We start from the raw sequence: 20,206 nt of genomic DNA, 5'->3' as shown, positions 1-20,206 counted from the left end.
AGTGCCAGAGCTATCGAGTCCCACCTCCCTCCTGCACCTGCACACTGGCGGTCATCCCCGCACTCAGGCTGACCCCGTCCGGCACCTTGTCCAGCTTGATCCGCACTGGAATCCGCTGGGCCAGGCGCACCCAGTTGAAGGTCGGCTCAACCTCGGCCAGCAACTGGGTATCGGGGTTGGTGTTGCGGTCGGTGATGCCGCGGCTGATGCTTTCCACGTGCCCCTCCAGCGCATGGTCGGCGCTCATCAACCAGACCTTGACCGGATCGCCCACGCGGATCCTCGGCAATTTGGTTTCTTCGAAATAGGCCTGCACATAAAACGTCGAGTCGTCGATCAGCGCCATGACCGGCTGCCCGGCGTTCACGTAGTTGCCTTCGGCCAACCGCAGGTTGGTGATGTGGCCGCTGCGTGGGGCCAGCACCTGGCTGCGGGCCAGGTTGAGCTCGGCAACCTTGGCTTCGGCCTGGGCTTCGCGCAGTTCGCCCCGGGCGATGCCCGCATTGATCTGGGCGTTCTCCCGCAGCTCGGCGCTGATGGCCTGGGGTCCAAGGGCGGCGCGGCGACTGGCTTCGTGTTCGCGCAGGCTCAGTTGCTGCTGGCGGGTCTGGACCACCGCCCGGGCCTTTTCCACCGCCGCCTCGAAACGCTCGCGGTCAATGCTCAATAAAAGGTCGCCCGCCTTGACCTGCTGGTTGTCCACAGCCTTGAGCTCGCGCACCCAGCCCGATACGTCAGGGGCAATCACCACCACGTCGGCGCGGATCCGCGCATCCCGGGTCCAGGGGGTGAGCATGTAGTACTGCCACAGATGAAAGCCGGCGAAGATGGCCACCGCCACCACGCTCAACGTGACGGCGACGCGTACGGAGGTCCGCATATTCAACTCCTTATAACGGCCCGAGGACCACAGTTATGACAGTCAGGACGCAGACGTACAGGGCGCAGTCGAACAACGCCTCATGCCATATCCAGCGCCCGGCCGGCACGAGGCTGAGCAACAGGCGCAAGGCACCGGTCACCAGCAGAGCCAGCACGACATAAATCAGAAACGGGCTGAGCAGCACCCCGCCGATCGACCATTCACGCAAGCCCATGGCTGTGCTCCCGTCGTTCAGGTTCGTGCTGGCGGCACCAGGCACGCCAGCTGTTTTGCAATTGCACCACCGCCCCCTGGGCCAGCTTCAACGCATCGCCCGGCGGCTGCGCCGACAGCACCTTCAGGAACTCGGCGCTCGCCGGAGCCAACGCCTCGGCCTGCTCACCGACAGGGCCACGTTGGAGCACCCGCTCCAACGCGTCGAAATAGCGCTCCTGCGCCAAGTGATCGGGCACTTGGGCAACGGCCAGGCTCAGGCGCAGGTGCAACAACTCATCACCGATGTCCAGGCCCAACAACCCATCATCCCAACGGCTGCGTGCCGGTACCGGCAACTCGGGATAATGCCGCGCCAGTTGCAGCAAGCGGTCGGCCATGCGTCCACCGAACCAGCTTTCGGCGCCGCGCAGGTTGCGATGGGTCAGGCGCACCAGGTCGTCGAGCGTCGCCGCCAGGAGTCGACGGCTGTGCCAGGCAGGATCGCGCAGGATCAGCAGATTGAACGCCAGCACCGCCGCCCCCACGCCGATCATCATGGCCTGGGCATTATTGAAGAACGCGGCAACGTCGTACTTCATGGTATTGAGCGGCGACACCAGCACGATAAAGTGCAGAACGAACGAGGTGGCCGTGGCGAAAATCGGCGGCTTGGCCATGCCCAGCGCCCCCAAAAACAGCGGCACGCCCATGGCCATGCAGAGCATCGCGAAACTGCTCCATTGCGGCAGCACGATCTCGCCGACCACGAAGGCCGTCGGCACGGCCAGCAGGATGCCCCGCAGGAAACTCAGGCCGATCTGCGCACCGTTTTCGCGACTGGCAAACAGGCTGCACACCACGCAGGTGAGCAGCAGCGCACCCGATGCGGCGGGCCAGGCCGTCGCCAGCCAGAAACAGCTCACGGCGAGAAACGCCAGGGCGCTGCGGGCGCCGAACACCATCGCCAGGGACAGGTCACGGTGCGGCGTGAGGGTACGTGGCGGATCCGCCGCCTCCCTGCCCTCCTGCACCGCCGACAGCGCAGCGCAGGCAGCCAGGGCGGTATCGAGCAACAAGGCGAAGCGGGCCAGGCAATAACTTTGCGCCGAGCTGATGTCAGGATCATGGGAGGCGTCCAACACCCTGGGCCGCAAGGCGTGCAGCGTTGCGCTGTCGGCGGCGAGGGCGTGTTGCACGTCATCCATCCAGGGCTTCAAGGCCTCGGCTTCCTGCGGCTCGAGCTGCTTCCATTGCCGGCGCACCGAACGGGATATGCGCAACAGCATCAGCAGCTTCTGGCTCAAGCCGCTGATGGCCCGGGCACGCTGCCGGCCGAGGCGGCCTTCGAACCAGGCATGTTCACGCTGGGCGTCCACGGCGACGATTTTGCCGAGGATTTCCAACAAGCCTTTTCGCGCCTGGGCGTCACCGGCCAAGGTAGCACGGGCGGCCTGCATCCCACTTTGCCAGGCGGCACGAGCCTGATCCGCCAGTTGCCGCTCGACCCGTAACGGCCACAGCAAGGCGCTGGCCGCCGTCGCACAGACAATGCCCAGGCTGATCTCGGTGCAGCGCGCCACCGCTTGGTCGAACACGGTCAACGGATGGGAAATGGCCGGCAGGGCAATGATCGCCACCGTGTATCCAGCCAGTACGAAGGAATAAGACCAAGCGCTGCGCAGCAACGTGGAGCAGGCCGTGCACAGCCCTAGCCATAGCGCCAGCGCCAGAAGGAACAACCATGGCGCCTGGGCGAACAGGCCCATGAACACCACTGACATGACCGTTCCTACCAAGGTGCCGAGCAAACGCGCCAAGCCCTTCTGCACCACCATCCCGGACAAGGGTTGAGCCACGATGAACGCGGTCATCAGCGCCCATGACGGCTGCTCCAGACCCCAGCGCAGAGCCAGCCATAGCGCCAGCCCACCACCGAGTACGGTTTTGATGGCGAACTGCACAGCGAGGCGGTCGGGGGCAAACAAGGCCTGCAAAGTAATGGGCACGCAAGAAACTCTTCAAGGATTGCAGTAACAATAGTCGCAACGACAAATGCAGGGACAGCGCAATTATTAGCTAGCTATCTACTTGAGTCCATAGCCAATTACCCCAAGATCGAGCAACACACTTTTACGTTTCCGGAGGCAAACGCCGTGCGCAATCGCAACCACAAAAAAACGCCAGACTGGCTGGCGTTTTTTTGGACAACAGGCGTACTCAGCTGGCTTTAGCCCGATTACGCAAGGCCTTGACCTGATCATGGTTGCGTTGCACGCCGTGATACTGACGCTCTACCAGATCACGAATGCCGACCAGATTGTGCTTGTTGATCTTTTCAAGCGCTTCCTGATAGGCCTTCTTCGCATGGTCTTCGCCACGCTCGGCCTCGTTGAGCACCGCCTCTTCATCCTTGCCGGTGAACATCGACTTCACATCGACCCAACGGCGGTGCAAGTCACCGGCTACGCTGGTGGAGGTTTCCGGATCTCCGCCCAGGGAGCGAACAGCGGCTTGAAGCTCAGACGCGGCAGTGGCGCAATCGGCGGCGCGCTGAACGAACAGAGCCTTGAGTTCAGGGTGCTTGATGTCTTCAGCACAGGTCTTGAAACCTTCCTGACCGTCCTTGCTGGTCTGGATCAGGTCGTTGAGGACGGAGATGGCTTCTTTGTTCATATCGGTCATTTTTCAGTTCCTTTGCTGGTGAATAAAAAACCTGCAAGGAACGTTGCATCGGCCATGCCAGATTAAATCGAAATAAAAAATCATTAAAAATCAAATAATTAATTCGTAACAAGCAAACTGTATCCGCGTTATTTGCATGATCTGTCATTTGGCCTGCATGCAGAATGCCTGTATTTTTCAAGGCTGTTGAATCAAGACATTTGCCATGAATCCGGAAACCCTCGAACTGCTGGTGACGCGCCAGATGCCCTTTGGCAAATACAAGGGCAGAATCCTGGCCGACCTGCCCGGTCCATACCTCAACTGGTTCGCCCGCGAAGGCTTCCCGCACGGGGAACTGGGGGGTTTGCTGGCATTGATGCAGGAAATCGATCACAACGGTCTGTCCGATCTGCTCGATCCCCTGCGCCTGAAACACGGCAAACCCAAGCCCCGTCCCTGATTGAGCCTCACCATGCCCGAGAATACGCTGCGCGCCCACGATGAAGCTTTCTGGCAGACCTTTGTCGGCCGCTACGATGTTGACCCCGATGGGCCGCTGAATCTGGAGAACGGCTACTTCGGCCGCATGTCGCGAACGGTCGTGGAGGAATACCAGCGCAACATCGAATTCATCAACCGCAGCAACTCGGTCTATGTGCGCCAGCACTTCGACCGTGAACATGGCGAAGCGATTCGCCGCCAGGTCGCGGAGCTGATCGATGTCGCCCCGCAAACCGTGGCGCTGGTCCGTAGCGCGGTCGACGCCCTCCACTCCCTGATCCGCAACTATAACGGCCTGGTGCCAGGCGATCAGATCCTGATATGCGACCTGGAATACCCATCGGTCAGGGACGCCATGCGTTGGCTGGCTCGCCAGCGTGGGGTGGAAGTGATCGAGCTGGTCCACCAGCACCCTGCCAGTTTCGAAAGCCTGGTGGGGACCTATCGCGAAGCGCTCATCCGCTACCCTCGCCTGAAGCTGATGACGCTGACCTACGTCAACCACCTGACCGGGCTGGTCATGCCGGTCCAGGCCATTGCCGAAACGGCGCGGGAATTCGGCGTCGACATCATTCTCGACGGCGCCCATGCCCTGGGGCAGATCGACTTCGATCTGAAGAAGCTGGGAATCCCGTTCGCCGGCTTCAATCTGCAGAAATGGATCGGCGGCCCGCTGGCCCTCGGGTTTCTGTACATCGACCCGCAGCGGCTGGCCGACATCGACCCGGATATGGGCGATGCCAGTCATCCGTTGAACGACATTCGCTCCCGCACACCCCACAGCACGCCCAACATCCCGGCGTTGATGACCCTGCCCCTGGTCTTCGAAGAGCACTGTGCCCTGGGGGGCGCCCCGGCCAAGGGCGCACGGCTCGCCTACTTGCGTGATTTGTGGGTGAGTGCCGTGCGTGACCTACCGGGCATCGAGGTGATGACGCCGGATGATCGGCGACTCTACTGCGGCATCACTTCCATGCGCTTTACCGCTCGGACAGACCAGCAGGCGATGGCCGATCGATTGCTCAACGATTACGGGATCTTCACGGTGGTACGCAACACCCATGTTGGACCCTGCATCCGTATCACGCCGGGGTTGATCACGCTGGCCAGCGACATCGAGCGGCTGACCCAGGCCCTGTTCGAGCTCAGCCATATATAACGACTCGCGCCGCCTTCTGTGGCGAGGGGATTTATCCCCACTGGACTGCGGAGCAGGCCCGAAAGGGAGTGGGGCCGCTGCGCGACCCAGCGGGGATAAATCCCCTCGCCACAGGAGGCTGTGTCTAGTCAGAAAATCAGGGCAAAAAAAAACGGCGCGCCGACCAAGCGCACCGTAAAGCCGTAGATACACCCAACGAAATTCGGTCAGATTCAGTCCAGCAGCGCCAGGGCCTCGGCGGTGCATTCCTGGATGCGGGCCCAGTCGCCGTTCTTGATCCATTCGGGATCGAGCATCCAGCTACCGCCCACGCACATCACGTTCTTCAACGCCATGTAGCTCTTGATATTGGCCGGGCCAACGCCGCCGGTAGGGCAGAACTTCACTTCGCCGAACGGACCACCCAGCGCTTTGAGGGCCGCAACGCCGCCGCTGACTTCCGCCGGGAACAACTTGAAGCGGCGATAGCCCAGGCCATAGCCTTCCATGATGCCGGATGCGTTGCTGATGCCCGGCAGCAACGGGATCGGGCTCTGGACACTGGCCTCAAGCAGATCGCGGGTGATGCCCGGGGTGACGATGAACTGCGAACCAGCGGCCTCGGCAGCGGCCAGCATGTGACGGTCGAGCACGGTGCCAGCGCCGGTCACCAGCTCCGGGCGCTGCTCGCGCAGCACTTGAATGGCCTTGAGGCCATACTGGGAACGCAAGGTCACTTCCAGCGCCGTCAGGCCACCGGCGGCCAACGCATCGGCCAGCGGCAGGATGTCCTGTTCACGGGCAATGGTGATCACCGGCAGGATCCGCGCCTTGGCGCAGAGGTTGTCGATCAGGGTAACTTTGTCCGCCATGGAAACGGTCGGGGATGGGTTTTTCATAGCGGCTGATCCTAGGTTCATGGGCACCAGTAAATCTCTAACGTAGGTTGCAAAAACGCACGGATCGGCATCTCGGCGACATTGTCACCAGCCACCGCGGCGTTCAGGGTGGTCAACTTCGATTGACCGGAAATCGACAGCACCTTGTGCTTCGCCGAAGCCAGCAAGGCACGGCTCATCGTCAGGCGCTGGTGCGGCACGGTCGGCGCCAGCATCGGCCAGCAACGACGAGTCCCCTGGGCATCCAGGGCTTCGGCCAGGTTCGGGCTGTCGGGAAACAGCGAGGCGGTGTGCCCGTCATCGCCCATGCCCAGGACCAGCACGTCGATGGGCGGAAACTCGGCCAGCAAGCGATCCGCCTGTTCGGCAGCCGCCTCCAGGTTGGCGCTGGCGCTGTAGAGACTCAGGAACTGAGCCTTGGCTGCGGCCCCCTGCAACAGGTAACGCTTGAGCAAGCCGGCGTTGCTGTCGGCGTGCTCAACCGGTACCCAACGCTCGTCGGCCAGGCTCACTACCACTTTCGACCAATCCAGCGCCTGCTTGGCCAGGCTCTGGAAAAACGCCACCGGGCTACGACCGCCGGAGACCACCAGGGTCGCCGCACCACGTGTTTCAATCGCTTCGCGCAATTGCTCGGCCACTTTCAACGCCAGCCCTTCGGCCAACAGCACCGGGCTCTTGAATTCAAGGGCGCTGACGCCCTGGGGCAGTTTCAGTTCAGATATCGCCATACCATGACCTCCCGTCCCGCGTGATCAGTGCGATGGAGCTCATCGGCCCCCAGGACCCGGCCGCATACGGCTTGGGCGCGTCACCGGACTTCTTCCATCCGGCGATCAACTGGTCACACCACGTCCACGCGGCTTCGATTTCATCTTTACGGACAAACAGGTTCTGATTGCCGTTCATGACTTCCAGCAACAGCCGCTCATACGCATCGGGAATCCGTGCGCTGCGCCAGGTGTCGGAAAAATTGAGTTGCAACGGACCGCTGCGCAATTGCATGCCCTTGTCCAGACCTTGCTCCTTGGTCATCACCCGCAGGGAAATCCCTTCGTCCGGTTGCAGGCGGATGATCAGTTTGTTGCTGATCTGCAAACGCTGCTCCGGCGCGAAGATGTAGTGGGACGGTTCCTTGAAGTGGATGACGATCTGCGACAGCTTCTGCGGCATGCGCTTGCCGGTACGCAGGTAGAACGGAACGCCGGCCCAGCGCCAGTTACGAATGTCGGCGCGCAGGGCGACGAAGGTTTCGGTGTCGCTCTGGGTATTGGAATTGGGTTCTTCGAGATAGCCAGGCACCGCCTTGCCCTCGCTGTGGCCAGCGATGTACTGGCCGCGCACCACCTGGGTGGTCAGGCCTTCCGGACTGATGGGCGCCAGGGCCTTGAGCACCTTGACCTTCTCGTCACGGATGCTGTCGGCGGACAGGTCGGCCGGCGGGTCCATGGCGATCAGGCACAACAGCTGCAACAGGTGATTCTGGATCATGTCCCGCAGTTGACCGGCCTTGTCGAAATAGCCCCAGCGGCCTTCGATGCCGACTTTCTCGGCCACGGTGATTTCCACGTGGGAAATGTAATTCTGGTTCCACTGGGTTTCGAACAGGCTGTTGGCGAACCGCAGCGCGATCAGGTTCTGTACGGTTTCCTTGCCCAGGTAGTGGTCGATGCGATAGGTGCGGTTCTCCGGGAAAAACTGCGCCACGGCATCGTTGACCTTGCGCGACGATTCCAGGTCCGAGCCGATGGGTTTTTCCAGCACGACACGGGTGTTTTCGCTCAGACCGACCTTCGCCAGGTTCTCGCAGATCGCGCCGTACACCGCTGCCGGCGTGGCGAAATAGGCGATGACCTGCTGGGCGGAACCGGCCTGCTCGGCCAGGGCGACGTAATCGTCAGCCTTGAGGAAATCCACATGCAGGTAGGTCAATCGTGCCATGAAGCGCTCGACGACGGTTTCGCTCAGGTCCTTGTCGCCAACGTAGCGGCGCAACTCAGTGCCGATGAACGCCAGATGCTGCTGCTCGCTACCCGGTTCCCGCGCCAGGGCGAGGATCCGCGTGTCCTCGTGCAGCAGGCCCGCCGCATCGAGTTGGTAGAGGGCAGGAAACAGCTTGCGCAAGGCCAGATCGCCCAGCGCGCCGAACAAGGCAAAGGTGCACGGTTCAACCGTAATCGGAGGCATGATGTTTGTTCTTTTATCAAGTTAAGCTACAAATACCTTTTTTCAAGGCATCACTCAAGGAAAAATGTAGTAATAACCACAACATTTTCCGAAAATATTGATTCCGAGTGGTGGTCCGCCGGAGCCAACAGTAGGATAGGCCACCACAAAGGGTCGTATCAAAGACCCGTCTTTTCTAGGAATCTTTTATGGACCGCGTGCGAAATCTCCTGGAGCAGATCCAGAGTCGCCTTGAAGACCTCAACAAGGCCGAGCGCAAGGTGGCCGAGGTGATCCTGCTCAACCCACAGCAGGCCACTCGCTTCAGCATCGCCGCCCTCGCCCAGGCCGCGTCGGTGAGCGAACCCACGGTAAACCGTTTCTGCCGCTCGTTCGGCGTCAGCGGCTACCCGGAACTCAAACTGCAGCTGGCGCAAAGCCTGGCCAGCGGCGCTGCTTATGTCAGTCGTGCAGTAGAAGCCGACGACAATCCGCAAGCCTATACCCAGAAAATATTCGGCAGTGCCATTGCCTCGTTGGACAGCGCCTGCCAGGCACTCGATCCAAATTTGATCAGCCGTGCCGTGGACCTGTTGATCCAGGCCCGGCAGATCCACTTCTTCGGCCTCGGTGCCTCGGCCCCGGTGGCTCTGGACGCCCAGCACAAGTTTTTCCGCTTCAACCTGGCGGTAACCGCCCATGCCGACGTGCTGATGCAGCGCATGATCGCGTCGGTGGCCCACACCGGCGAGTTGTTCGTGATCATTTCCTACACCGGTCGTACCCGTGAGCTGGTGGAAGTGGCTCGCATCGCCCGGGAAAACGGCGCTTCGGTGCTGGGCCTGACCGCCGAAAACTCCCCCCTGGCCAAGGCCAGCACCCTGAGCCTGAACATTCCGTTGCCCGAGGACACCGATATCTACATGCCGATGACTTCTCGGATCATCCAGCTCACCGTGCTGGATGTACTCGCCACCGGCATGACCCTGCGCCGTGGCGTGGATTTCCAGCCGCATCTGCGCAAGATCAAGGAAAGCCTGAATGCGAGCCGGTATCCGGTGGGGGATGAGTTCAACTGAACCTGCTCGCGATAGGGCCAGCAGCAACACTGACAACCTGCCTAAGCCCCCGCCCACGCCTGCAAGCTCAAATGCGCCCGCTCCCCCGGCGCCAGGCACAGGCTGTCCGTGCCGCCACTGGCCGCCTCGACGCACACGAACTCGTTGACCTCATCCCAGCTCACCCCCAGCAACGGTCGGGCGCCGGGATGCCACACCACCGTGTCGGTACCGTCGCCTGTGTCGATGCACAATTGGCGCTGCCAGGCACGGTCCTTGAGCTGCAATTCCCCTTCGTGCTGGAACACCCGCTGACAGCCGCCCTCGACTCGTAATTCGCCTTCCTGCCGACAAACCGCACGGTTCAAATGGTCGTAACCCTGCGCGCCCTCGAGCCCAGACAGCGCTACCTCGCCAACGTCACCAATACGCCAATAAGCGTGCAACGCCTGGCTCAATTGACAGGGCAGGCTGTCCTGATGCTCGGTGCTCAAGCGCAATTCCATGCGTTCGCCCAAGTCTGCATGCAGGTCGACTTGCCAATCGCACAGCTGTAACTGCCAGTGCAGGTGCACGCCGTCGTCGTCGCTGCGGCTGTCCATCAGCTTCCAATCGATCAAACGCGCCCAACCATGGGATGGCCAGGCGTTCTCGCTCGGATGGCGGCCATACCAGGGCCAGCACACCGGGACTCCGCCCCGTATCGCGCCGACGTGCGGCCATTTGGACGCGCACCACAGCCACGGTTTCTGGCCACGAGGCTGGAAATGCAGCAACTGCGCACCCTGGCGACTGAACACCGCCTGGCACAGCGGATGATCGATCACCAGCACATCGCGCTGCCGATAGCGCTCCCACGCAAACACCGGGCGCTCGCGCAAGGATTTGAAAAAGCGTTGTAGCGGATGCTCATGCATGGGCCACGGTCCTGGAAATCATTGAACTCTCAATTGGGTGAAACACGCTGTTGTGGCGAGGGGATTTATCCCAGCTGGGCTGCGAAGCGGCCCCCAACCAGTAACCTGATGCGCTGAGTTGCCATTTTCAGGGCCGCTGCGCGCCCCAGCGGGGATAAGTCCCCTCGCCACAGGGTTCTGTTCCGGCCAGCCACTTCACAAAAAAAAGCGGACAGCCTTGGCCGTCCGCAAATATGCGCACATAGAGAGGAGCTTATCGCAACAGCGTTAGAACACCGACTGAATTTTCAGGCCGGCCACCAGCGCGTTGTCCACTTCATCCACACCGCCTGGATGGGTGATGTATTGCAGGTTGGGACGCACGGTCAGCCAGTTGGTCACGTGGACACCATAGTTGAGCTCGTAGTTGTACTCGGTGTCGCGCAGCGGAGCGAACAGTGGGTTCTCGTAGTCGCTCACACCGTTGGCCGCGTTGGTCAGCTCGGCGTTTTTCTTCACGTCATCGTTGACATGGATGCGGGAGAAACCGATGCCGATGTCATCCTTCGGACGAGCGTCGAACGGGCCCTTGTACACGAACATCAGCGACTGGTAGTTGTCGACGATGTTGGTGTCCTTGTCGTGGAACGTCGCGTTGGCCGCGATGTTCAGACCGCGAGACGCATCGCCGTTGTGGGTGGTGAGTTGCTGCTGCGCCACGAACCAGTAGCCGTGCTTGCTGCTGTGGCTGCGATAGGCGTTACCTGTGGTCGCGGCGTCATCACCGTTGTCGTCTTCGCGGACGTCATCGGCATCAGCCGTACTCTTGTAGTAACCGACACGGTATTCGCCCGGCAGGTTGTTGACCTTCGGCGACCAGACCAGCTCGACCGGGATCACGGTGCCCTTGGTGCCACTGCCGCTGAGTTTGAAGCCGTTGCCGTGTTCCAGCTGCGAAGGGTTCTGGTTGTACGCACCGATCTGCGCGTAGAACTCTGGCGTGAGGTTGTACTTCACGCGGATCGCGGCCTGGCTGACCGGCCAGTTGTACCAGATGTTGGTCGCCCAGTTACCCACTTGGGAACCGCAGAAGGCCAGGTTCTGGAATTCGCAGGGGAAGGTGTTGAAATCTTCGCCTTCGCCGAAGTAACCGGCCTTGACGTCCAGCTTGCCGTCGAGGAACTGGTGCTTGATCCACAGTTGGGTCAGGCGAACCATGTGGCCACGGCCATAGACTTCCTGGGAGGAGCTGAGGGTGCCGGCACGCGGGTCGCCGACACGATCGTTGGAGATGTTCTGACCGTTACGATTGGTGAGCTGGATCTTGGCCTGGGTGTTGTCCCAGCCCCACAGCTTCTGCAGGTCCAAAGCCACGCCCAGACCGAACTGGTCGGAATAACGCGCAGTCTTGTCGTTGTTGTAGCCCCCGTGCAGGTTGCCGCCCACTTCGCCGACGTAGTCAGCCTTGATGTCGATGCCCTGTTCGATCAGCTCGGTGCGCTTACCACCCCAATCGCCCGTCATCCACTTCGAATCGGCGCTGAACGCTTCGTCAGCCTGTGCGCTACCCACCAGCATCATCGCCGCAACGGCTGACAACTGGCAGATAAGCTGGGCGTTGTTTTTCTTCTTCATCCCTACATTCCTCGTCTTTATTGTTATTGACTGTTTTTATTTTTTCTAACGCGGTTTACAACGATTGCGGTGGACGGTTTCCCACCCACCGCATACTTCTTTGGGGGAGCGAGCCTGCTCGCCCCCACATTTGTTCTTCACCGACCTTTGAACTGCGCCACGTTCGGCGCTCGCCCTTCGGCTTGCGCCTGACCAGCCGCTCCTAGACGCTCACCGGTCTTCGCATCAAATAGTAATACTTTTTGAGGATCAAACTGAAGCGTCATTGTTTCCCCGGCCTGCGGAGCCACGTCCGGAGCCAGGCGGCAGCAAACCTTGGTGTCATTTAGACTGACAAATACCAGGGTGTCCGGGCCGGTGGGCTCGGTGACCTGGACTTCGGCGCGAATGGTCGGCAGGCCATTCGGTTCGCTACCCGCCAGCGCGATCTGCTCCGGACGCAAGCCCAGGATCACTTCGCGATCCTCCAGACCGACGTCCTGCATGCCCAGCGGCAGCTCGCAACGGGCCTGGCCGCTGTCGAGCAAAGCCAGCAGGCGACCGTCCTTGCGTTGCAGGCGCAACGGGATGAAGTTCATCGGCGGCGAACCGATGAAACTCGCCACGAACTGGTTGGCCGGGTTGTTGTAGATCTCCTTCGGCGTGCCGAACTGCTGGATGATCCCGTCCTTCATCACCGCCACCTTGTCGCCCAGGGTCATGGCTTCGATCTGGTCGTGGGTGACGTAGACCGTGGTGGTCTTGAGGCGCTGGTGCATCAGTTTCATTTCGGTGCGCATCTCGACCCGCAGCTTGGCGTCGAGGTTGGACAGCGGTTCGTCGAACAGGTAGATCTTCGGTCGCCGCGCCAGTGCGCGGCCCATGGCCACGCGCTGTTGCTGGCCGCCGGAGAGCTGGCCGGGCTTGCGGTTGAGCAGGTGTTCGATCTGCAACAGCTTGGCGACCCGGGCCACTTCTTCGTCAATGGCCGATTGGGGCATCTTGCGGATCTTCAGGCCGAATTCGATGTTCTCGCGCACGCTCATGGTCGGGTACAGCGCATAGGACTGGAACACCATGGCGATATCGCGATCTTTGGGACTCATGCCGCTGACATCCTGGTCGCCGATCATGATCGCGCCGCCAGTAATGGTTTCCAGGCCGGCGATGCAGTTCATCAGGGTCGACTTGCCGCAACCCGAAGGGCCGACAAGAATCAGGAACTCACCGTCCTTGATGGACAGTTCGATGTTCTTCAGGGTGTCGGGCAGGCCGGCGCCGTAGGTCTTGTTTACATTGCGAAGTTCGAGCGTTGCCATGATTACCCCTTGACCGCGCCGGCCGTCAGCCCGCGCACGAAATACTTGCCTGCGACCACATAGACCAGCAGGGTCGGCAGCCCGGCGATCATCGCCGCCGCCATGTCCACGTTATATTCCTTGGCCCCGGTGCTGGTGTTGACCAGGTTGTTCAGCGCCACCGTGATGGGCTGCGAATCGCCGCTGGAGAACACCACGCCGAACAGGAAGTCGTTCCAGATCTGCGTGAACTGCCAGATCAGGCAGACCATGATGATCGGCGTCGACATCGGCAGGATGATCCTGCGGAAGATCGTGAAAAAGCCCGCACCGTCCAGGCGCGCCGCCTTCACCAGCGCATCGGGAATGCTGACGTAGTAGTTACGGAAGAACAGCGTGGTGAACGCCAGGCCATACACCACGTGTACGATCACCAGGCCGGTGGTGGTGCTGGCCAGCCCCATCTTGCCGAGGGTGAACGAGGCCGGCAGCAGCACGGTCTGGAACGGCAGGAAGCAGCCGAACAGCAACAGGCCGAAGAACAGCTGCGAACCACGGAAACGCCACATCGACAGCACGTAGCCATTCAACGCACCGATGGCGGTGGAGATCAGCACCGCCGGAACGGTGATCATGATCGAGTTCCAGAAGTAACCGTTCACCGTGGCCCAGGCCTTGGCCCAGCCGATGCCACTGACCACGGTCGGCCAGCTGAGCAGGTTGCCGGTGCTGATGTCTTCCGGCGTCTTGAAGCTGGTCAGCAACATGACCACCAGCGGCACCAGATAAAGCAGTACGGCAAGGATCAGCACGGCATGGATCGCGATGCGACTCAGGCTGATACCCGGTTTGGCGACGAGACTAGTCATGGCGCTTGGTCCTCAGCTCGGAATACAGGTAAGGCACGATGATCGCGAGGATCGCACCGAGCATCAGGATCGCACTGGCCGAGCCCATGCCCATCTGGCCACGACTGAAGGTGAACGAATACATGAACATGGCGGGCAGGTCGGACGAGTAGCCGGGGCCACCGGCCGTCATCGCCGCCACCAGGTCGAAACTCTTGATGGCGATGTGCGCCAGGATCATCACGGCGCTGAAGAACACCGGACGCAGGCTCGGCAGCACCACTTTCCAGTAGATCGTGGGCATGCTCGCACCATCGATCTGCGCTGCGCGGATGATCGACTGGTCGACACCCCGCAGGCCGGCAAGGAACATCGCCATGATGAAACCCGAGGCTTGCCACACGGCCGCGATCACCAGGCAATACACCACGCGGTCCGGGTCGATCAGCCAATCCAGGCGAAAGCCTTCCCAACCCCAGTCACGCAGCAGCTTGTCCAGGCCCATGCCTGGGTTGAGCAGCCATTTCCAGGCAGTACCGGTGACGATCATCGAGAGCGCCATCGGGTACAGGTAGATGGTGCGGATAAAACCTTCGCGGCGGATGCGCTGATCGAGCAATACCGCCAGCAACACACCAATGACCAGCGTGATGCCGATGAACAGTCCGCCGAACACGGCCAGGTTCTTGCTCGCCACCCACCAGCGGTCGTTATCGAACAGCCGCGCATATTGCGCCAGGCCGACCCATTTGTAGGTCGGAAGAAAAGTCGAGTTGGTGAACGACAGGAGAAACGTCCACAGGATGTAGCCGTAAAAGCCCACCAGGACGATGAACATGCTGGGCGCCAGCACCAGTTTTGGCAGCCAGCGTTGCAGTGCATCGAACGGCGAGGCTTTGCTGAACACAGCAACAGAACTCATGGGAAAATCCAGTACAAAGATAGATTAGGGGCAGCTACAAGCCGCAAGCTGCGAGCTAAAACACACCCTTGCAGCTTGTAGCTTGTAGCTTGCAACTGCTCTTATTTGGCCGACTGAACCGCCGCGCCGAGTTTCCTGGCGGCGTCGGCCGGATCAGCTTTCGGGTCATTGATGTAGTTGGTCACCACGTCAAAGAACGCACCCTGTACGGCCAGCGTGGTCGCCATGTTGTGCGCCATGCTCGGTTGCAGGCCTCCGGTCTGGGCGTCCGCCAGGAAGTCCTTGGCCGCGGTCTGGGCACAGGAGTCGAACCCGTACTTGGCCATGTCCTTGAGCATGTCGTTACGCACCGGGATCGAACCCTTGTTGATGCTGAAGACCTTCTGGAAGTTTTCACCCAGGACGACCTTGGCGATATCTTCCTGACCGGCCGAAGTGCCCTTGTCCTTCTGCTTGAACACTGCCAGGGAGTCGATGTTGTAGGTGAAGGCCTTGTCGGTGCCCGGGAAGGCTACGCATTCGTAATCCTTGCCGGCGACTTTCTTGGCAGCGGTCCACTCGCTCTTGGCCCAGTCACCCATGATCTGCATGCCGGCCTTGCCGTTGATGACCTTGGCCGCTTCCAGGTTCCAGTCCTGGCCCTTGCCATCGACGTCCATGTAGGTCGCGACTTTCTTCAGTTCGGTCAGTGCCTTGACCATTTCCGGTCCGGTCAGGGCCTTGTTGTCCAGGTCGACCAGGGCCTTTTTGTAACCGTCGGCGCCCATGACCGACAGCACCACGGCTTCGAATACAGTGCTGTCCTGCCAAGGCTGGCCGCCGTGGGCCAGAGGAATGAAGCCCGCAGCCTTGAGCTTGTCGCCGGCGGCGTAGAATTCCTGGAGGGTGGTCGGCGCTTTGTCGATGCCGGCCTTCTTGAAGACTTCAGGGTTGATCCACAGCCAGTTGACGCGGTGGATGTTCACCGGCACGGCTACGTAATCCCCCTCATACTTGACGGTGTCGGAGACTTTCTTGTCGAGCAGCGAATCCCACTTCTCTTGCTTGGCAACGTCCTTCAGGACGTCGCTGTCGAGCAGGCCAGTGGATGCCCACTCCTGAATGTCCGGACCTTTGATCTGGGCAACGCCTGGCGGGTTGCCGGCCACCGCGCGGCTTTTCAGCACGGTCATGGCCGTGGCGCCACCGCCACCTGCGACGGCACCGTCTTTCCAGGTGAAGCCGTCTTTCTCGACTTGGGCCTTCAGGACATCTACAGCCGCCTTCTCACCGCCCGAGGTCCACCAATGCACCACTTCGACCGTCCCTTTCGAGTCGGCGGCAAAAGCACTGAGGGGGAACAACGTGGCAATGGAAACAGCAACGGCGAGGCGATTGATCGCGTTCATCTGAGTACCTTTCTTGTTGTTATGCATGCAAGTCTGGTGCTTGCGCTGCATGGATTCTAATCAGGGGAAATCCCCTCGCAGGTAACGAAGGGATGCGTCTATGTCACGACATGGTTACACAGCGACCAGGCTGGAATACTCCGCCAGGGCCGACGCCATGCTGGGCGCCAGGGGCAGTCGCGGAATCAGCACCGCCTGCCAGGCGTGATACAGGTCCGGCTTACCCGGCCAGATATCGGCGCTTGGGCGGTTCTGAGGATCGAGCTCGTGGTGCCAGCTGCCGTTGCAACGGTCGATGAAATGGCGCTCACAAAACTCCCAGAAGCATCGGTACCAGGTCTCGTATTGGGCTTCATCGGTACGCTTGAGCAGCGCACTGGCAGCGGCGGCCGCTTCGGCATGCACCCAATGCAACCGATGGCGGACCACCGCGCGATTATCCCAGTCCAGCGTGTAGACAATGCCGGGCGCACCATCGACCTCCCAGCCGTGGCGACAGTTCCGTTCGAAGAGTTTTTGCGCGTCCTGGACCAGCCAACCCGGGGTCAGCATGCCGATCCGCACCCGCGCCGCTTCGAGATGCAACAGCAGGCGCGCCCACTCGAAACCATGGCCCGGCGTGGTGCCGTAGGGCCGGAAGCCGTCGGCGGGGTTGTCGTGGTTGTATTCGCGCAGCGGCTGCCAGTCGCGGTCGAAATGCTCCACCACCAGGTAGTCGTTGGCGGCGGCATGGCCATGGATCACACGCTCAACGATACGCAGCGCACGGGCCAGCCAGCGGGGGTCGTCAGTGGCATCGGCCAGTGCGAGGAAGGCCTCGGTGGCGTGCATGTTGCTGTTGGCGCCGCGATAGGCTTCTTCGTCACGCCAGTCACGGGAAAAGGATTCGCGCAGGGCGCCCTCCTCCTCGCTCCAGAAATGCTCGTCGATGACCCGCACGGCTTCCTCCAGCAGCGCCTGGGCGCCGGGACGCCGGGCCACCACCGCTGAACTGGCGGCCAGGGCCACGAACGCATGGAGATAAGCGGCTTTGCCGGCGTTGTCCTCGGTGGGTTGCGCAGTGGCGAACCAACCGCCGTACTCGGCGTCCCGCAGCGGGCCGCTGAGGGCTTCGATGCCGTGATCCACCAGCTCGGCGAATCCTGGCAGGCCCTGGATGTGGGCCATGGCGAAGCTGTGGGTCATGCGTGCGGTGTTCATGGTTTCGGCCTGGGCCCCGGCCGGCAGGCGTCCCAGCTCGTCAAGGTTGCCGAAGCCGACCGGCAGCCTCGACGCCCTGGCGAAGGCCAGCAGCCGCAAGCCTTCGGCGGCGAGCCATTGCTGGTGGGCAGGAGCGTTCAGCCAACTGCTGAAAGCCGGTTGGAAGGTGTCCATCGGGAATACCTTTTTTGTTGTTTTGACGCAGGGAGTCTAAACAAGGGGGGGCGGTGGGCAGGTAACGAAAGGGGAGCGTTATGTCACCGTCTTGTGACATTTACCTGAGAAGAGTGGTGAGGCTACTAATGTCATCGCGAGCAGGCTCGCGATGAAGATAACGCGGTGTGATTAATCAGCACTACGCGGCAACTGCAACGTCACCCGCAGTCCCCCTTCACGCAGATTCTGCAAGCTCACTTCGCCACCATGGCTGTGAGCGATATTGCGAGCGATGCCCAGGCCCAGACCGTAGCCCTGCTGTTGCCCGGCCAGGCGGAAGTGTGGTTCGAAGACTTGTTCCAGACGCTGCTCCGGTACACCCGGCCCCTCGTCGTCGACGTGCAGGATGAATGCGGTTTCATCGTCATCGATGTGCAGGTGAGCGTTCTGCCCGTATTTCAGCGCGTTGTCGATCAGGTTGCCAATGCAGCGCTTGAGGGCCAGCGGCTTGCCGGGATACGGCGCCAGCGCCCGGCCATCCAGGGTAACGCGACCGTTGCCGTTGGGTGCCACGTAAGGCTCCACCAGACAATCGAGTACATGGTTCAGATCCACCGGTTCGATGTTCTCGTGGATATCGGTGTCCTTCACACACTGCAGCGCCCCCTTGACCAGCAGTTCCAGCTCATCCAGGTCACGACCGAACTTGGCTTGCAGATTCTCGTCCTCCAGCAGTTCGACCCGCAGCCGCAGGCGCGTGATGGGTGTCCGCAAGTCGTGGGAAATGGCGCTGAACAATTGGCTGCGTTCGGTCAGGTAACGGCTGATGCGTTCTCGCATGGCATTGAAAGCCCGCCCCACCTCCACCACTTCGCTGCCGCCGCCCTCGGGCACCGGCTCCACTTCAGCGCCCAACGACATGTTCCGCGCCGCCCGGGCCAGGCGCTTGAGAGGCCGGCTCTGCCAATGCACCAGCAAGCCGATGAACAACAGCAACAGACTGCTGGTGAGCACGATAAAGCCGACCTGCTGCTTGGGCAGGTCCTGCTCTTCGAGACTGGTGTAGGGTTCGGGGAGCAGTGAAGCGATGTACAGCCACTCACCCGGCGCCATCTGAATTTGCGTGACCAGTACCGGCGGGTTCACCGGCTCAAGGGTCAGGGCGTAATGAGCCCATGAACGGGGCAACTCATCGAGCTTGAGTCCGCCGTTGAAGATCCGCAGGTCTTCGGGGCTGACGAACTTGACGGAGATATCGGCGTTATTGCCCAGGGAACGTCGCAGCACCTCGTCCACCGCCTGGAGCACCGCCAGTTTACGCGGTGTAACGGGCAGGACATCCATGCCCAGGGGTTTGTCGTTGAGCGTGACGACAAACCGCGTTCCGCCCATGCTGCGCAACTGGTCCAGCACCAGCGGCCGGTACGCGACCGGCAACGAACGCAAATAACTGACACTGGCGGTCATCGAATGAGCAAGGCTGCGGGCGCTGGTCACCAGGCCCTCAAGCTGCGTGGCGCGCAGTTGTGACACCCAGATCAGGCTGGACAAGGTTTGGGCGAACAACACCACCAACAGCGTCAGCAGCAGCATCCGTCCCAACAACGAACGGGGCACCGGCAGCCGTCGGGCGAGTTTCCGCAGCCAGTCAGTGACCATTGCTGGCAACCACATTGGCCGCCAATTGATAACCGCTGCCGCGCACCGTACGGATCAGCCGTGGCGGTTTGTCGGTATCCCGCAGACGCTGGCGCAGCCGACTGACCGCCATGTCGACGATCCGGTCCAGCGGCATCAACTCCCGGCCGCGGGTCGCGTTGCCGATGGTGTCGCGGTCGAGGATTTCCTGAGGGTGATCGAGGAACAACTTGAGCAGGGCAAAATCGGCACCGGAAAGAATCACCTCTTCCCCGTCGGCGTGAAACAGCCGATGGCTGACCATGTCCAGCCGCCACTCGTCGAAGGCCAGCACTTCGCTTCCCCCACGCTCCTGTCCGAACTGAGCCCGGCGCAGCAAGGCCTTGATGCGCGCCTGGAGTTCCCGCGGGCTGAACGGCTTGCCCAGGTAGTCATCGGCCCCCAGCTCCAGGCCGATGACGCGGTCGGCTTCGTCGGAGCTGGCGGTGAGCATGATGATTGGCACATGGGCCTGGCGCGGGTGCTGGCGAACCCAACGGCACAGACTGAAACCGTCCTCGTCGGGCAGCATCACATCGAGGATCACCAGGTCGCTCGGCGCTTCGTTCAGCGCCTGGCGAAACCCGGCTCCATCGGGGGTGGTCCGCACCTGGAATCCCGCACGGCTGAGGTAAGTGTCCAGCAGCTCGCGAATCTCCTGGTCATCGTCGACCAACAAAATCGATTTGTTCACTGAACTCAC

The 20,206-nt window shown here is 61.3% G+C and carries 19 protein-coding genes; 3 read left to right on the top strand and 16 right to left on the bottom strand.

What is annotated here, in order from left to right; all coding sequences use genetic code 11:
- Positions 1-10: 10 nt before the first annotated feature.
- The 4 genes from EGM97_RS12445 to EGM97_RS12430 form a co-directional block, all read right to left on the bottom strand.
- Complete coding sequence (locus EGM97_RS12445) at positions 11-880, bottom strand: efflux RND transporter periplasmic adaptor subunit (protein WP_238960915.1); 870 nt, start codon at positions 878-880, stop codon at positions 11-13.
- Positions 881-890: 10 nt separating this feature from the next.
- Positions 891-1,097 (bottom strand): DUF1656 domain-containing protein, encoded by a 207-nt coding sequence (locus tag EGM97_RS12440; RefSeq protein WP_003198565.1) that lies wholly within the window; start codon positions 1,095-1,097, stop codon positions 891-893.
- Positions 1,084-3,084: an FUSC family protein gene (locus tag EGM97_RS12435; protein ID WP_238960916.1), complete on the bottom strand. Its 2,001-nt coding sequence runs from the start codon at positions 3,082-3,084 to the stop codon at positions 1,084-1,086. Before EGM97_RS12435 ends, EGM97_RS12440 begins: the two co-directional genes overlap by 14 nt.
- A 211-nt stretch (positions 3,085-3,295) precedes the next feature.
- Positions 3,296-3,760 carry a ferritin-like domain-containing protein gene (locus EGM97_RS12430; protein WP_053153183.1) on the bottom strand — a complete coding sequence of 155 codons (465 nt, stop codon included), beginning with the start codon at positions 3,758-3,760 and terminating at the stop codon, positions 3,296-3,298.
- Positions 3,761-3,965: 205 nt separating this feature from the next.
- Here EGM97_RS12430 and EGM97_RS12425 point away from each other — a divergent pair, with 205 nt between their 5' ends.
- Both EGM97_RS12425 and EGM97_RS12420 read left to right on the top strand, forming a co-directional pair.
- Complete coding sequence (locus tag EGM97_RS12425) at positions 3,966-4,202, top strand: DUF3820 family protein (protein WP_238960917.1); 237 nt, start codon at positions 3,966-3,968, stop codon at positions 4,200-4,202.
- Positions 4,203-4,214: 12 nt separating this feature from the next.
- Entirely contained in the window at positions 4,215-5,402 is a 1,188-nt protein-coding gene (locus EGM97_RS12420; protein WP_238960918.1) for an aminotransferase class V-fold PLP-dependent enzyme, read from the top strand.
- Positions 5,403-5,614: 212 nt separating this feature from the next.
- Here the strand turns inward: EGM97_RS12420 and EGM97_RS12415 are convergent, their stop codons facing one another.
- The 3 genes from EGM97_RS12415 to zwf are packed head-to-tail and all read right to left on the bottom strand — an operon-like array spanning position 5,615 to position 8,467.
- Entirely contained in the window at positions 5,615-6,280 is a 666-nt protein-coding gene (locus EGM97_RS12415; RefSeq protein ID WP_053153172.1) for a bifunctional 4-hydroxy-2-oxoglutarate aldolase/2-dehydro-3-deoxy-phosphogluconate aldolase, read from the bottom strand.
- Positions 6,281-6,297: 17 nt separating this feature from the next.
- Positions 6,298-7,011, bottom strand: coding sequence for a 6-phosphogluconolactonase (gene pgl, locus EGM97_RS12410; RefSeq protein ID WP_238960919.1), 714 nt, complete (start codon positions 7,009-7,011; stop codon positions 6,298-6,300).
- On the bottom strand, positions 6,998-8,467 hold the full coding sequence (zwf, locus tag EGM97_RS12405) for a glucose-6-phosphate dehydrogenase (RefSeq protein WP_053153166.1): 1,470 nt from the start codon (positions 8,465-8,467) through the stop codon (positions 6,998-7,000). The genes pgl and zwf overlap by 14 nt, the downstream gene beginning before the upstream one ends.
- A gap of 197 nt (positions 8,468-8,664) precedes the next feature.
- On the opposite strand from zwf, the gene EGM97_RS12400 reads away from it, so the two are divergent.
- The gene (locus EGM97_RS12400; RefSeq protein ID WP_172679636.1) at positions 8,665-9,525 is read left to right on the top strand and encodes a MurR/RpiR family transcriptional regulator; all 861 of its coding nucleotides are present in this window, start codon (positions 8,665-8,667) and stop codon (positions 9,523-9,525) included.
- Positions 9,526-9,566: 41 nt separating this feature from the next.
- Here EGM97_RS12400 and EGM97_RS12395 read toward each other — a convergent pair whose 3' ends face one another.
- The 9 genes from EGM97_RS12395 to EGM97_RS12355 all read right to left on the bottom strand — a co-directional run bounded on the left by EGM97_RS12395 (position 9,567) and on the right by EGM97_RS12355 (position 20,206).
- Entirely contained in the window at positions 9,567-10,421 is an 855-nt protein-coding gene (locus EGM97_RS12395) for a D-hexose-6-phosphate mutarotase (protein ID WP_238960920.1), read from the bottom strand.
- A gap of 267 nt (positions 10,422-10,688) precedes the next feature.
- Positions 10,689-12,035: a carbohydrate porin gene (locus tag EGM97_RS12390; protein WP_238960921.1), complete on the bottom strand. Its 1,347-nt coding sequence runs from the start codon at positions 12,033-12,035 to the stop codon at positions 10,689-10,691.
- 137 nt (positions 12,036-12,172) lie between these two features.
- Positions 12,173-13,333, bottom strand: coding sequence for an ABC transporter ATP-binding protein (locus tag EGM97_RS12385; protein ID WP_238960922.1), 1,161 nt, complete (start codon positions 13,331-13,333; stop codon positions 12,173-12,175).
- 2 nt (positions 13,334-13,335) lie between these two features.
- Positions 13,336-14,181, bottom strand: coding sequence for a carbohydrate ABC transporter permease (locus EGM97_RS12380; protein ID WP_053153148.1), 846 nt, complete (start codon positions 14,179-14,181; stop codon positions 13,336-13,338).
- Complete coding sequence (locus tag EGM97_RS12375; protein WP_053153146.1) at positions 14,174-15,082, bottom strand: carbohydrate ABC transporter permease; 909 nt, start codon at positions 15,080-15,082, stop codon at positions 14,174-14,176. Before EGM97_RS12375 ends, EGM97_RS12380 begins: the two co-directional genes overlap by 8 nt.
- A gap of 101 nt (positions 15,083-15,183) precedes the next feature.
- Positions 15,184-16,470: an ABC transporter substrate-binding protein gene (locus tag EGM97_RS12370; protein WP_238960923.1), complete on the bottom strand. Its 1,287-nt coding sequence runs from the start codon at positions 16,468-16,470 to the stop codon at positions 15,184-15,186.
- A 114-nt stretch (positions 16,471-16,584) separates the two neighbouring features.
- Positions 16,585-17,844 carry a D-mannose isomerase gene (locus EGM97_RS12365; RefSeq protein WP_238960924.1) on the bottom strand — a complete coding sequence of 420 codons (1,260 nt, stop codon included), beginning with the start codon at positions 17,842-17,844 and terminating at the stop codon, positions 16,585-16,587.
- A 171-nt stretch (positions 17,845-18,015) separates the two neighbouring features.
- Positions 18,016-19,485 (bottom strand): ATP-binding protein, encoded by a 1,470-nt coding sequence (locus EGM97_RS12360; protein ID WP_238960925.1) that lies wholly within the window; start codon positions 19,483-19,485, stop codon positions 18,016-18,018.
- Positions 19,475-20,206, bottom strand: coding sequence for a response regulator (locus EGM97_RS12355; protein ID WP_053153139.1), 732 nt, complete (start codon positions 20,204-20,206; stop codon positions 19,475-19,477). The genes EGM97_RS12360 and EGM97_RS12355 overlap by 11 nt, the downstream gene beginning before the upstream one ends.

The sequence above is a fragment of the Pseudomonas sp. AF32 genome, assembly GCF_022342325.2.
Classification (GTDB): Bacteria; Pseudomonadota; Gammaproteobacteria; order Pseudomonadales; family Pseudomonadaceae; genus Aquipseudomonas; species Aquipseudomonas uvaldensis.
The sequence above is the reverse complement of the archived record's forward strand: the minus strand, read 5'-3'. Positions and strand labels throughout refer to the sequence as shown.

Bases quoted from the DNA above. Each gene is read 5' to 3' on its own strand.
- EGM97_RS12420 (WP_238960918.1), top strand. From the start codon at position 4,215: ATGCCCGAGAATACGCTGCGCGCCCACGATGAAGCTTTCTGGCAGACC.
- EGM97_RS12430 (WP_053153183.1), bottom strand. From the start codon at position 3,760: ATGACCGATATGAACAAAGAAGCCATCTCCGTCCTCAACGACCTGATC.
- EGM97_RS12365 (WP_238960924.1), bottom strand. From the start codon at position 17,844: ATGGACACCTTCCAACCGGCTTTCAGCAGTTGGCTGAACGCTCCTGCC.
- EGM97_RS12445 (WP_238960915.1), bottom strand. From the start codon at position 880: ATGCGGACCTCCGTACGCGTCGCCGTCACGTTGAGCGTGGTGGCGGTG.
- EGM97_RS12395 (WP_238960920.1), bottom strand. From the start codon at position 10,421: ATGCATGAGCATCCGCTACAACGCTTTTTCAAATCCTTGCGCGAGCGC.
- pgl (WP_238960919.1), bottom strand. From the start codon at position 7,011: ATGGCGATATCTGAACTGAAACTGCCCCAGGGCGTCAGCGCCCTTGAA.
- EGM97_RS12390 (WP_238960921.1), bottom strand. From the start codon at position 12,035: ATGAAGAAGAAAAACAACGCCCAGCTTATCTGCCAGTTGTCAGCCGTT.
- EGM97_RS12385 (WP_238960922.1), bottom strand. From the start codon at position 13,333: ATGGCAACGCTCGAACTTCGCAATGTAAACAAGACCTACGGCGCCGGC.
- EGM97_RS12425 (WP_238960917.1), top strand. From the start codon at position 3,966: ATGAATCCGGAAACCCTCGAACTGCTGGTGACGCGCCAGATGCCCTTT.
- EGM97_RS12440 (WP_003198565.1), bottom strand. From the start codon at position 1,097: ATGGGCTTGCGTGAATGGTCGATCGGCGGGGTGCTGCTCAGCCCGTTT.
- EGM97_RS12370 (WP_238960923.1), bottom strand. From the start codon at position 16,470: ATGAACGCGATCAATCGCCTCGCCGTTGCTGTTTCCATTGCCACGTTG.
- EGM97_RS12380 (WP_053153148.1), bottom strand. From the start codon at position 14,181: ATGACTAGTCTCGTCGCCAAACCGGGTATCAGCCTGAGTCGCATCGCG.
- EGM97_RS12375 (WP_053153146.1), bottom strand. From the start codon at position 15,082: ATGAGTTCTGTTGCTGTGTTCAGCAAAGCCTCGCCGTTCGATGCACTG.
- zwf (WP_053153166.1), bottom strand. From the start codon at position 8,467: ATGCCTCCGATTACGGTTGAACCGTGCACCTTTGCCTTGTTCGGCGCG.
- EGM97_RS12415 (WP_053153172.1), bottom strand. From the start codon at position 6,280: ATGAAAAACCCATCCCCGACCGTTTCCATGGCGGACAAAGTTACCCTG.
- EGM97_RS12360 (WP_238960925.1), bottom strand. From the start codon at position 19,485: ATGGTCACTGACTGGCTGCGGAAACTCGCCCGACGGCTGCCGGTGCCC.